Source organism: Lysobacter avium (genome assembly GCF_015209745.1).
In the GTDB taxonomy this organism is placed as follows: Bacteria; Pseudomonadota; Gammaproteobacteria; order Xanthomonadales; family Xanthomonadaceae; genus Novilysobacter; species Novilysobacter avium.
In genome coordinates this window covers 1303776-1316179 of the sequence record NZ_CP063657.1, presented here as the reverse complement: position 1 = coordinate 1316179, position 12404 = coordinate 1303776, and the positions used below count along the sequence as shown (strand labels likewise).

Sequence of the window (12404 nt, the reverse complement as noted above, 5' to 3'; positions counted from 1 at the left end):
TCAGCTGGCCTTTGTGATGGTTTTCTTTACTGCCGCGCGAGGCGCGCTGGCAGCGGCCTTTTTCGCGGTTGTTTTGCCACCAGCGGCCTTCCTGGCAGCGGTTGCCTTGGCCGTTTTCTTTGCTCCGGATTTCGCGGGCTGCTTCGCGGCGACCGACTTGGCCGCTTTCCTGGGCGGCTTGCCCGTCGCCCGCTTGGCGGCTTTTTTGGCCGCGGTGTCACCAACGTCGCGGTGCTTGCTCGCGGGCTTGCTGGCACCGGCGGGTTGCGTGGCCGGTTGCGTCGCCGGTTTCTGTGCCGGCGCATCAGGCGCCGCATTTGGCTCAGGCGCCGCGCGCGCGGAAACGCCCGCGTTTGTGGCACGCGAGTCGCCCGATCCGACAGCCTCGATCTGTGCACGCAGCCGGCGAAGCTCGCGCTCCAGCTGGGTGATCTTGCGGTGCGCGGCATCCACTTCAGTACGCGAAGGCATCCCCATGGATTCGCCGACGTTCTCGATTTCCTTCTGCACCGCCGCGCGCAAGGTCATCTGCGCGTTGCCCAACGCGCCGTAGGCGTCGCGGAACCGGGGGGAAATGGCGATGTCGGCATACGCGTCTTCCGCCGCATCGATCCACAGGTCGAACAGCGCGCCCATGGACTCGAGCTTGTTGCCGGGCTGGCTGCATTCCTCGAGTTTTTTCTCGAAGCGCTTGAAGGCATCCTGCAGCGCCTCGTTCATCAGCGCCTGGTAGCCCTTGTTGTGACGCTGGTAATCCTGCTGCGCCTGGATCAGTTCCTTCCAGCGCTGCTCATGTTCGCGGTTGAGGCCGAATGTCGGGGTATCCAGCCACGGGCTGCTGCCCTCGCGCAGCTTCTCCAGCCAGGGCGAGACCTGCTGCATCCACTGCTCGAAACCCTGCTGGCCCTTCCCCTGCATGCCCTTGAGCGCATCGGCGAAGGGGTTGGCCGCGTGGCCACCGAACATCTCCTTCCATGCCTGGCTGACATCGCGCGCGCTGGCATCCTGGCCGGCAAAGCGCGCCGCCAGTTCCTGGATCTGTGCGTACCAGCCCTGGGCCTGGGTATTGAAGCGCTGCACGGTTGCGTCGGCCTGCGGCATCCCGCCGCTGGCCAGCTGGGACCACCAGTTCACCGCCTCGTTCCAGCCGGGCAGGCCGGGGGTCGCAGTCGGACCATTGCCGCCGGGGAAGCCCATGCCGGGGAAACCAGCAGTGCCGACGAAGCCCGACGCCGGGGCACCCTGGCCGCCTGCGCGTAGCATCTCGCCCCACTGGTTCCAGTATTGGCGCGCCACTTCGGCCAGTTCGCCGGCGTCGGCGACGTTGCCGAAACCACCGGGAGGAAACCCACCCGAACCAAATCCCTGATTGCTCATTGAACCTCTCCCAAGCTGGCGTTGATCATAGCAACGCCGTCGTTGCGTACCCGTGCACCACGCGCTTCATCAGGGTTTGGGAATCCGCACCGTTTTGCTGACCATCAGCACGCCGGACAGCGCGAACATCAGTACCAGCGGATGGAATTGCCACGGACCGATCTTCAGCACGCCCAGCCACAGCTGCGATCCGATCGCGCCCTGCGCCGCGGCGATCCACAGCACGATCACCAGCACCAGACTGGTCGGGATCGGCGTGCCTTCGAAGTACTTGACCTTGCCCTCGTCGCCGGACAACTGCTCGGCGGTCACGTTGTAGCGAGCCAGTCGGCTCACCCCGCAACCCACGAAGAAGCTCAGGATCACCCAGTCCCAGCCGCCCTGCATGCCGCACGCATAGGCAAGCGCCGCCGGCGCCACGCCGAAGGAGATCACGTCGGCCAGCGAGTCCAATTCGCGGCCCAGGGTGGACGCGGATTTGCGCCAGCGCGCGACCCGGCCGTCCAGCGCATCGAAGATGAAGGCCAGCGGGATCAGCGCCATGCCGATCATCAGGTCGAACACCACGCCCTCCTGCAGGAAGCGCATTGCTGCGAAGATCGCCCCGGTGCCGCAAAACGCGTTGCCAAGGGTGAACCAGTCCGCAAGCTGGAATTCGCGGAGCATCGAGAAATGACGGGGTTGCTGCATGGGTGGCTCCGGAGCGGTTGGCGGGTATTGCGCGAACCAGGATCCCCAGCGTGCCAAAGAGCGCGTGACGACGGCAACCGGGGCGGCAACTTGTCGCACAATGGATGCGGTCGGCGGCCTGCCCGACCGTTGTTCCTTTCCAAAGACGCCGCTTTCCCCGCCATGCCCACCCCGCTCCGCAAGATCCTCCATGTCGACATGGACGCCTTCTATGCGTCCGTCGAGCAGCGCGACGATCCGTCACTGCGCGGCAAGCCGGTGGTGGTGGCGTGGCGCGGTGCGCGCTCGGTCGTCGTGGCGGCGAGTTACGAAGCACGTGTGTTCGGCGTGCGCTCGGCGATGCCGGCGATGCGTGCCGAACGCCTGTGTCCGGATGCGATCTTCATTCCGCCGGACTTCACGCGCTACAAGGAGGCCTCGCGATTGGTGCGTGAGATCTTCCTGCGCCACACCGATCTGGTGGAGCCGCTGTCCTTGGACGAGGCGTACCTGGATGTCACCGAGAACCGCAGCGGCCTCCCCTCTGCGACCGCTACTGCCGAGGCGATCCGGGCCGCAATCAGGGCAGAAACCGGGCTGACGGCCTCGGCCGGCGTCGCGGGCAACAAGTTCCTCGCCAAGATCGCCTCGGACTGGAACAAGCCCGACGGCACCTTCGTGATCCGGCCCCGCCAGGTGCAGGCGTTCCTCACTCCCCTGCCGGTCGGCCGCCTCCCCGGCGTGGGCAAGGTGATGCAGGGCAAGTTGGCCGAGCTGGGCATCGCTACCGTAGGCCAGTTGCGCGAGGTCGCCGGCGAGGAGCTGGAGATGCGCTTCGGTCGCTGGGGCCGCCGCCTGCATCAGCTGTCGCGGGGCATCGACCACAGCCCGGTGCGCTCGGAACGGTTGAGTGTGCAGATTTCCTCCGAAGACACCTTCGAGCGCGACCTTCCACTGGCGGAACTGGAGCCGCACATCCGGCGTCTGGCAGAGAAGACCTGGGACGGTTACCAGCGCCAGCGGCAACGCCATCCCGATCGCACGCCACGCACGGTGGTGCTGAAGCTCAAGACCGCTGATTTCCGCATCCTGACCCGCAGCCTGACACCGCCCACGCGGCCGGCCACGCTGGACGCGCTCGCCGAGGTCGCCTGCGGCCTGCGCGACCGCGTCGCTCTTCCCGGGAGCACGCTCTATCGGCTGGTCGGGGTCGGGCTTTCGGGGTTCATCGAGGAGGATCCAGGCAGCGTGCAGACGGAATTGTTCGATCTCGCCTGAGTGGCGGCGTATCTCGACGGGTGAGACGGGCAGGTACTATTATTAGTACATGGACCTCTCCGACACTCAGCACCGCCTGCTCGCCTATCTGCGCGAGCACATCGCCCGTCACGGCTATCCCCCGTCACAGATGGAGATCGCCCGTGCCTTCGGTTTCAGCCAGAACCGTTCGGCCCGCCACCACCTGGAAGTGCTCGCGCAGGCAGGTCTGATCGAACTGGCCACCGGGCGTGCGCGCGGTATCCGGCTGACCGGCCCGGGCAATGCCGGAGCGCCGGGCGATGGCCTGCTGCAGGTGCCCTTGCTGGGCCGGGTCGCGGCCGGCCAGCCGATCGGTTCGGACCCGGAAGTGCGGCGTGAACTCACCCTGGACCCGTCTCTGTTCCGCCTGCGTCCGGACTACCTGCTGGAGGTCGAGGGCGACTCGATGATCCTCGACGCCATCCTGCCCGGCGATCTGATCGGCGTGCATCGCACGCCGCAGGCCCGCCACGGCCAGACGGTGGTGGCCCGGATCGAAGGCGAGCTGACGGTCAAGCGACTGGACACCGGTGGTGCGGAAGGCAATGGCGGCCACCTGCGCCTGCTGCCGCGAAACCCGGCTTACGCCCCGATCGAGATCGACGCCCGCATCGTTGACTTCGCCATCGAAGGGCTGTTTGCCGGACTGGTGAGGCCGGGCTGATGGCGGTGGTCAGCTCTCTGGAGTCCCTGCTGGAGTCGCGCCAGGTCTGGCGCGGCCGGCCTGCCCCGCGTGCGCCATCCGGCCAGCCGACCGGTTTTCCCGATCTGGACGATGCCCTGCCCGAGGGCGGCTGGCCGGAAACCGGCCTGACCGAGTTGCTGTTGCCGGCCGACGGCGTGGGCGAACTGCGCCTGCTGTGGCCGACCCTGGCCCGGTTGTCGCAGGCCGACGGCATGATCGCGCTGATCGCGCCGCCGTACCTGCCCTATGCGCCTGCCTGGATGAATGCCGGCATCCGCCTGCAGCGTTTGCAGATCGTCCGCGCCGATCCGCGTGACGCGCTGTGGGCGACCGAGCAGTGCCTGCGTTCGGCGGCCTGCTCGGCGGTGCTGTGCTGGCCTCGCCAGGTGGACGACCGCGCCCTGCGCCGCCTGCAGGTGGCCGCCGAGGCCGGGCAGTGCCTGGGGTTTGCGCTGCGACCGATGAAGGCGGCAGCCAATCCCTCGCCGGCGGCACTGCGGATCGCGGTCGACGCCGACCCAGCCCGGTTGCGGGTACTCAAGTGCCGGGGCGGCAACCCGCCCCCGCAGGCGATCCCGTTTGCCGCGGACGGCAGCCGGCCGCCTTCCCGGCAGGGCGGCGTGGTCCGGGCCTTCCCACCCTCACGCGTGCACAAGTTGCATGCGCTGCCGGCGCGGACCCATTGAGACCCGCCAATGCTCTGGGCCTGCATCCTCCTGCCGCAACTGGCGCTCGACGGCGTCCTGCGCCGCCACCCTGACCCCGCCGCCCCACTGGCGCTGGTGACCGGGCCGGCGCAGCGCCGCGTGCTGCGCGCCGTCAACGCCTCCGCCAAAGCCGCCGGGCTGCGGGCCGGTCAATCCCTGGGCGCGGCGCAGGCCCTGTGCAGCCGTTTCACCGCCGTCGCCCACGATCCGACCGACGACGTGCGCTGGCACAGCTTCCTGGCCGCGTGGGCCTACCGCTACAGCTCGCTGGTCAGCCACGAGATGCCCTCGGCCCTGCTGCTGGAGGTCGAGGCCAGCTTCAAGCTGTTCGGTCCCTGGCCGCGGTTCGAGGCGCAGCTGCGCGAGGACCTGAAGGCGCTGGGATTCCGCCACCGCGTCACTCTGGCACCCAACCCGTATGCCGCCCGCGCGTTGGCCAACCAGCATGACGGGCTGGCCATCCTGACCGATGGCCCCTTGCACAACGCGCTTGCCCAGTTGCCGGTGGAGCGCAGCGGCCTGCCCGCCGAGGTGGCCAGCAGCCTGCGCCGGATGGGGCTGCGCAAGCTGGGCCAGGTCGTCGCGCTGCCGCGCGTGGCGCTGGGCCGGCGAGTGGGCAAGGACGCCCTCGCCCACCTGGACCGCCTCACCGGCGCGCTGCCCACCCCGTTGCGTTATTACCAGCCGCCCGACAGCTTCAGCTCGCGGATCGATCTCAACTACGACGTGGAGTCCAGTCAGGCGCTGCTGTTCCCGCTGCGCCGCCTGACCGCCGATCTGGCCGCCTACCTGGCCGGACGCGACGGCGGCGTGGAGCGTTTCAGTCTGGTGCTGGAGCACGAGCGCTGCGCCGATACCGAGGTGGTGGTCGGCCTGCTGGCGCCCGAGCGCGACCCGGCGATGCTGTTCGAACTGGCCCGGGGCCGGCTGGAGCAGGCGCGGGTTCCCGCCCCGGTGCGCGGCGTGCAGCTGCTGGCCCGTGAACTGCCCCCGTTCGTGCCGGCCGGACGCGACCTGTTCGATGCGCGCCCGCAACAGGCGGTGCCGTGGGAGCAACTGCGCGAGCGCCTGCGGGCCCGGCTCGGCGATGAATCCGTGCAGGGTCTGGGCGTGCGCGCCGACCATCGCCCCGAACGGGCGTGGCAGGCCGAGCACTCGCGGGTCGCTGCCCCCGCCGACCTGCCCCGTCCGGGCTGGCTGCTGCCGCATCCGATGCCGCTGCGCGATCACCAGCTGCGCATCCTCGCCGGACCCGAACGCATCGAGACCGGGTGGTGGGACGGCGACCTGCGCCGTGATTACTACCTGCTGCAGACCAGCCAGGGTCAACGCGCCTGGGCCTACCGCGCCGCCGGCGACCCCCCGCGCCTCACCGGTCATCACCCCGCCAGCAGCGCGGCGGACGGCTTCATGCTGCACGGCTGGTTCTCATGAAAGCGGTGAGCACGCCCCTGCCCGCCTACGCCGAGCTGCACTGCCTGTCCGCCTTCAGCTTCCAGCGCGGGGCATCGACTGCGGCCGAGCTGTTCGAGCGCGCCCGGCAACAGGGCTACAGTGCCCTGGCGATCACCGACGAGGGTTCGCTGGCCGGTATCGTGCGCGCGCTGGAGGCGTCGGAAAAGTCCGGCGTGCCGCTGATCGTCGGCAGCGAGGTCCAGCTGGAGGACGGACCCAAACTGGTCCTGCTGGTGGAGAACCTGGCCGGCTATTCGCGCCTGTGCCAATGCCTGACCCGCGCCCGCCGGCGAGCCCCCAAGGGTGAGTACCGGATGCTGCGCGAGGACTTCGCCTCCGACGCCGCATCGGGCGACAGCGATGCGGGCCCCGATGGCCTGCTCGCGCTCTGGCTGCCACGCGGCGACACCCGCGACGACGCCCTCGACAGCCAACACGCCCGCTGGCTGCACGCCACCTTCCCGGACCGCGCCTGGCTGGCGGTGGAGCTGCATCGCGGCCCGGACGACGACGCCCGCCTGGCCCGCCTGCGCAATCTGGGCGAGCGCATCGGCCTGCCGCTGGTCGCCACCGGCGACGTGCATATGCATGTGCGCGGCCGGCGCGCCCTGCAGGACACCCTGACCGCGGTGCGCCACCACACCACCCTGGCCGATGCCGGGCACCGCCTGTTCCCCAACGGCGAGCGCCACCTGCGCAGCCGCCGCGCGCTGGCGGCGATTTACCCCGAGGACCTGCTAGCCGAGAGCATCCGCATCGCCGAACGCTGCCGTTTCAGCCTGCGCGAACTGCGCTACGAATACCCCCACGAGCTGGTGCCGGTCGGCCACACCGCCGCCTCGTGGCTGCGGCAACTGGTCGAGGAAGGCGCGGCGTGGCGCTGGCCCGGCGGCGTCCAGCCCAAGGCGCGCGCGCTGATCGAGCACGAGCTGGAACTGGTCCACTACAAGCGCTACGAGTCCTACTTCCTCACCGTGCACGACATCGTGCGCTACGCCCGCTCCTGCAACATCCTCTGCCAGGGCCGCGGCTCGGCCGCCAACTCGGTCATCTGCTACGTGCTGGGCGTCACCGAGATCGATCCGGTGCTGATGGACCTGCTGTTTGAGCGCTTCATCTCCCGCGAGCGCGACGAGCCGCCCGACATCGACATCGACTTCGAGCACGAGCGCCGCGAGGAAGTCCTGCAGTACGTCTTCAAACGCTACGGTCGCGAGCGCGCCGCGCTGACCGCCATAGCGATCCAATACCGCGGCCGGGGCGCGGTACGCGACGTCGGTCGCGCACTGGGTCTGCCGCAGGACCTGCTGGGCGAGCTGGCCTCCACACTGGACCGCTGGAGCGGCCAGGCGCCGCTCGACACACACCTGCGCGAGCGCGGCTTCGACCCCGAATCCCCGGTGATGCGCCAACTGGTGGCGCTGACCGAGCAGCTGATCGGCATGCCGCGCCACCTCTCCCAGCACCCGGGCGGCTTCGTGATCTCCGAGCATCCGCTGCACACCCTGGTGCCGGTGGAAAACGCGGCGATGGACGACCGCACCGTGATCCAGTGGGACAAGGACGATCTGGACGCGATGGGCCTGCTGAAAGTCGACTGCCTCGCGCTGGGCATGCTGACCGCCGTCCGCAAGACCCTGGACCTGCTGCGCGCCAGCGGCCGCCGCGACATCACCGTCGCCGATATCCCCGTCAATGACCTTGACACCTTCGAGATGATCAGCCGCGCCGATACCGTGGGCGTGTTCCAGATCGAGTCGCGTGCGCAGATGGCGATGCTGCCGCAGCTGCGCCCGCGCGAGTTCTACGACCTGGTGATCCAGGTGGCGATCGTCCGTCCCGGTCCGATCCAGGGCGACATGGTCCATCCCTACCTGCGCCGTCGCCGCGGCGAGGAGGCGATCACCTACCCCTCGCCCCAGCTGGAGACCGTGCTCAAGCGCACCCTGGGCGTGCCGCTGTTCCAGGAGCAGGTGATGAAGATCGCCATGGTCGCCGCCGACTTCAGCGCCGACGAGGCCGACCGGCTGCGCCGCTCGATGGCCGCCTGGAAGCGTCGCGGCGGGCTGGAGCCGTACCGCGAGCGGCTGATGGCCGGCATGCTGCGCAACGGCTATAGCATCGAATACGCCGAGCGCCTGTTCGAGCAGATCAAGGGCTTCGGCAGCTACGGCTTTCCCGAGTCGCACGCGGCCAGCTTTGCCCTGATCGCCTACACCAGCAGCTGGCTGAAATGCCATGAGCCGGCCGCCTTCGCCTGCGCGCTGATCAATTCCTGGCCGATGGGCTTCTACTCGCCCGACCAGTTGCTGCAGGACGCACGCCGCCGCGGCATCCGCACTTTGCCGGTGGACGTGCGCTACAGCGACTGGGACTGCAGCCTGGAAGCGAATGCAAATGCGAATGCGAATGCCGCGCCCGCGCTACGCGGCTCCACGTCGATGCAACGGCGCTCCGCCCGATCCGGCGAATCCCCCCAACCCGCCATCCGCCTCGGCCTGCGCATGGTGCGCGGCTTCAGCATGGAGGCCGCCCGGCGCATCGAACAGGCACGCGCGCAATCGCCCTTCCACGATGTCGCTGACCTGTGCGCCCGGGCGGCACTGGATCGCCGCGGCCAATCCCTGCTGGCCGATGCCGGGGCGCTGCGTGGACTGGCCGGACACCGCCACCGCGCGCGCTGGGCGATCACCGGTATCGAACCCCAACTGCCCCTGTTCGCCGACCCGGCCACCAGCCGCGAGCCCGAACGCATCGTGCTGCCCCTGCCCTCGCCCGATGAGGACATGCGCGCGGACTACGCCATGACCGGCACCACCCTGGGCCGCCACCCGCTGGCGATGCTGCGCCGGATCCTGGATGCGCGGCGCTGGCGACGCTCGGGCGAGATCGCCAAGCTTCCACACGGACGCCACGTCCGCGCGGCCGGACTGGTGACTCTGCGCCAGCGTCCGCAGACCGCCAGCGGCGTGGTCTTCCTCACCCTGGAGGACGAGGACGGCATGACCAACGTGGTGGTCTGGAACGAATTGGCCGTGCGCCAGCGACGTGAACTGCTGGAATCGCAATTGCTGGCAGTGGAAGGCCGGCTGGAATCACGCGGCGGCGTGCAGCACCTGATCGCCAAGCGACTGGAAAACCTGACCCCATTGCTGGGAACGCTGGACACCCGCTCGCGCGACTTCCACTGACGCCCGTTCTCCCGCCCCCAGAAAACAACGCAAGCCGGAACGGTGCACTCCAACCAGCGATCGCGCTCCGCTAGACCGTCGCCCGTCCCTTCAACAGCAGTTCCAGAGCCCTGCCCACCATCGCGAACGCAAACGCCCCGGTGACGTGCGTCGCCGCGCCCAGACCCGCGCCGCAATCAAGTTTCAGCGATGCCTCGCCCGCCACTTTCGGACGCACACCGCAGACCGTGCCGTCCGCCTGCGGGTACTTCACGTTTTCCAGCGAGTACACCGCCGGCACGCTGAAGTAGCGCTGCGGGCTGCGCGGAAAATTGAACTCGGCGCGCAGCTTCTTGCGGATCAGCGCCAGCATCGCGTCATGCTCGGTACGCGACAGGTCACGCACGCGGATCTGGGTCGGATCCAGGCGTCCGCCCGCCGAACCGCAGACCACCAGCGGCAACTTCCGGCGCCGGCACCAGGCAATCAGTTCCACCTTGCTGCGGAAGCTGTCACAGGCATCCAGCACCAGGTCGAAGTCACGGTCCAGCAGCTCGCCCACGTTCGCCGCGGTGAGGAAACTCTCTACCGCCTCCACCTGCACCAGCGGGTTGATGCTCCGGCACCGCTCCGCCATTGCCACCACCTTGGGCCGGCCGAACTGGCCCTCGTGCGCCGGCAGCTGGCGGTTGGAGTTGGACACGCAGATGTCATCGGCATCGATCAACACCAACCGGCCGACGCCGCTGCGCACCAGCGCCTCGACCACCCAGGAGCCCACGCCTCCCATGCCGACGACAGCCACGCGCGACCGGCTGAAACGGGCAAGCGCACCGGCGCCGTACAGCCGATCGATACCGCCGAATCGCTCCAGCAGGACAGGGTCGAGGGGGTGGTTTTCCATCGCGACATTGTAGAGCCCGCGGCCGCCTGGAGACCGCGCCGTGCGTGCTATCGTTCGGCCAAACATCAGGAACCCCGCCCATGAACAACCCTCAGCCCGAGACCCCTTACGGGGACCACAAGCCCCATGGCAACGGCGCGAAATACATCATCCTGATCCTGGTGGGGCTGGCCATCGGCGTGCTCGCCACGGTGATGCTGCTGCGAGCGCTGGAAGGCCGCAAGACCTGGCAGGACCACTTCCCGGGCGCCGCCATGCACATGATGGAGGCCCATGCCGCGCAGTTGGGCGGGAAGATCAAGGCCAACCGTTGCAGCGCGTCAGACTCGCAGCCGCACATCAAGGCACTGCGGACAGTCAGTGACGACCTTGAGCCGGCCTTCCCGGGCCTTGCCGATGACGCGCGCTTCGCGGGCCACGCCGGGGACCTGCGCGCCACGCTGGATGCCGCGCTGGCGACCCCGGCGGAAGGCTGCGAGAGCCTCATCGCGACGGCGGGGAAGATTGGTGACAACTGCAAGGCGTGCCACCAGGACTTCCGCTGATCCCCCTGCTGCGCTCGGCAGGTTGACCCTGCGTTCATCGGTAGCGTCCTAAGTTGGCTGCGTGGCTTGTTGCCCACCCCAATTCCAAGGTCGGAGAACCGCATGAACATCACCAAACAGCGCTCCATCACTACCGCCCTCGTTGCTGCCGCCGCGCTTGCGATGGCGGGTTGTGCCACCGGCCCGGGTTACAGCTCGGGAGGCGGCTATGCCAGCCAGCCCGCGTACGGCAGTCAAACCAGCTGCCAGGATTGCGGCACCATCGTGCGCATCGAGCACATGGGCTCCACCGGCTCCAATGTTCCCAACGCCACCGGCGCTGTCCTGGGTGGCGTGGTGGGCGCGGTAGCCGGGCGTGAGCTGGGCAGCAGCAAGAGCACGGGCCGCCGCAATACGGCGACCGTCGCGGGTGCAGCTGCGGGCGCCCTGGCCGGCAACGCAATCCAGAACAACGTTCAAGGCGACACCTACCGCGTCCACGTCCGCATGGATAACGGCCGGACCGTGTCGGTCGACCAGCGGAACGTCAACGGCATGCGTGAAGGTTCCTACGTTCGCGTGTACGGCGGCGCGGCGCATCTTCGCTGAGCAAGCCTGATCTGATTCGTCTGCGACATCCAACGCGCAGGCAACAAAAAACCCCGGACTGGCCGGGGTTTTTTGTTGACGCGGTTCCGTTCCTTACTCCGGGCGGACCTGGTCGGCCTGCAGACCCTTCTGGCCCTGCGTGACCACGAAGGACACCGCTTGGCCTTCCTGAAGGCTCTTGAAGCCGTCGGACTCGATGGCACGGAAGTGGACGAACACGTCTTCGCCATTCTCACGGCTGATGAAGCCAAAACCCTTGGCATCGTTGAACCATTTTACGGTTCCGTTTTCACGGTTGGACATCTTGTAGCTCCCTGGAACATTCTGAATTGAACCGGCGCGGCTGCGCCAGGCTGGTTGCAAGGAAGAAACAAGGTGCAACGATGAGCGATCCGGGAACCACATCATCGGGCCGTGATTCACAATGACCCTGACAAACAGCGGCCCGAAACTACCCCGGGAACCGCAAGATTGCAATCAATCCCTTCTCATGGATCGCCGATTTGGACCTCCAAGCGCTTTTTTACCTGATCGCCGTGGTGCTGGTCGCGCTGGGCGTGGCTGGCACGATCCTGCCGGCACTGCCGGGGATACCGCTGATTTTTGCCGGAATGTTTCTCGCCGCCTGGGCCAGCGGCTTCGAGCAGGTCGGGCCATGGATCCTGCTGCTGCTTGGGGTGCTGACGGTGTTGTCGATAGCCATCGACCTGCTGGCCACCGCGATGGGAGCGAAACGCGTGGGCGCGAGTCGCATGGCCCTGGCAGGCGCGGTCGTGGGGACGGTTGCCGGTCTTTTCTTCGGTCTCATCGGATTGCTGGCGGGGCCGTTCCTGGGTGCGCTGGCCGGACAGCTGATGCATGACCGCCACCTCGGGCGGGCAGCCCGTGTCGGCTTCGGCACATGGCTCGGGATGCTGGTGGGGACGGTGATGAAGATCGGGGTGGTCTTCGCCATGCTCGGCATCTTTGCCGCCGCGTGGTTTTTCTGAGGGTCCCACGCGTTCC

12 protein-coding genes are annotated in these 12404 nt (G+C 68.3%); 8 read left to right on the top strand and 4 right to left on the bottom strand.

What is annotated here, in order from left to right; translation table 11 throughout:
* Both phaE and pssA read right to left on the bottom strand, forming a co-directional pair.
* Positions 1–1377: a class III poly(R)-hydroxyalkanoic acid synthase subunit PhaE gene (gene phaE, locus INQ42_RS05945; protein ID WP_194035563.1), complete on the bottom strand. Its 1377-nt coding sequence runs from the start codon at positions 1375–1377 to the stop codon at positions 1–3.
* Positions 1378–1446: 69 nt separating this feature from the next.
* Entirely contained in the window at positions 1447–2067 is a 621-nt protein-coding gene (gene pssA, locus INQ42_RS05940; RefSeq protein WP_194035562.1) for a CDP-diacylglycerol--serine O-phosphatidyltransferase, read from the bottom strand.
* Between the two features lie 162 nt (positions 2068–2229).
* Between pssA and dinB the strand changes: the two genes are divergently transcribed.
* The 5 genes from dinB to INQ42_RS05915 are packed head-to-tail and all read left to right on the top strand — an operon-like array spanning position 2230 to position 9383.
* A complete protein-coding gene (gene dinB / locus INQ42_RS05935; protein ID WP_194035561.1) occupies positions 2230–3324 on the top strand; it encodes a DNA polymerase IV in 1095 nt (364 codons plus the stop codon).
* Between the two features lie 49 nt (positions 3325–3373).
* On the top strand, positions 3374–4009 hold the full coding sequence (gene lexA / locus INQ42_RS05930; RefSeq protein ID WP_194035560.1) for a transcriptional repressor LexA: 636 nt from the start codon (positions 3374–3376) through the stop codon (positions 4007–4009).
* Positions 4009–4716 (top strand): translesion DNA synthesis-associated protein ImuA, encoded by a 708-nt coding sequence (imuA, locus tag INQ42_RS05925; RefSeq protein ID WP_194035559.1) that lies wholly within the window; start codon positions 4009–4011, stop codon positions 4714–4716. The genes lexA and imuA overlap by 1 nt, the downstream gene beginning before the upstream one ends.
* Before the next feature lie 9 nt (positions 4717–4725).
* Positions 4726–6171, top strand: a complete 1446-nt coding sequence (locus INQ42_RS05920; RefSeq protein WP_194035558.1) for a Y-family DNA polymerase — start codon at positions 4726–4728, stop codon at positions 6169–6171.
* A 5-nt stretch (positions 6172–6176) separates the two neighbouring features.
* Positions 6177–9383, top strand: a complete 3207-nt coding sequence (locus INQ42_RS05915) for an error-prone DNA polymerase (RefSeq protein ID WP_228064458.1) — start codon at positions 6177–6179, stop codon at positions 9381–9383.
* Positions 9384–9453: 70 nt separating this feature from the next.
* On the opposite strand, the gene INQ42_RS05910 is transcribed toward INQ42_RS05915, so the two are convergent.
* Positions 9454–10266 (bottom strand): tRNA threonylcarbamoyladenosine dehydratase, encoded by an 813-nt coding sequence (locus INQ42_RS05910; protein WP_194035556.1) that lies wholly within the window; start codon positions 10264–10266, stop codon positions 9454–9456.
* Positions 10267–10346: 80 nt separating this feature from the next.
* Between INQ42_RS05910 and INQ42_RS05905 the strand changes: the two genes are divergently transcribed.
* Together INQ42_RS05905 and INQ42_RS05900 are read left to right on the top strand one after the other, a co-directional pair.
* Positions 10347–10811, top strand: a complete 465-nt coding sequence (locus tag INQ42_RS05905; RefSeq protein ID WP_194035555.1) for a cytochrome c — start codon at positions 10347–10349, stop codon at positions 10809–10811.
* A 102-nt stretch (positions 10812–10913) separates the two neighbouring features.
* Positions 10914–11399 carry a glycine zipper 2TM domain-containing protein gene (locus INQ42_RS05900; RefSeq protein ID WP_228064457.1) on the top strand — a complete coding sequence of 162 codons (486 nt, stop codon included), beginning with the start codon at positions 10914–10916 and terminating at the stop codon, positions 11397–11399.
* 93 nt (positions 11400–11492) lie between these two features.
* On the opposite strand, the gene INQ42_RS05895 is transcribed toward INQ42_RS05900, so the two are convergent.
* Complete coding sequence (locus INQ42_RS05895; RefSeq protein ID WP_043957790.1) at positions 11493–11702, bottom strand: cold-shock protein; 210 nt, start codon at positions 11700–11702, stop codon at positions 11493–11495.
* A gap of 200 nt (positions 11703–11902) precedes the next feature.
* Between INQ42_RS05895 and INQ42_RS05890 the strand changes: the two genes are divergently transcribed.
* Positions 11903–12388, top strand: a complete 486-nt coding sequence (locus tag INQ42_RS05890; protein WP_194035554.1) for a DUF456 domain-containing protein — start codon at positions 11903–11905, stop codon at positions 12386–12388.
* The last annotated feature ends 16 nt before the right edge of the window (positions 12389–12404 follow it).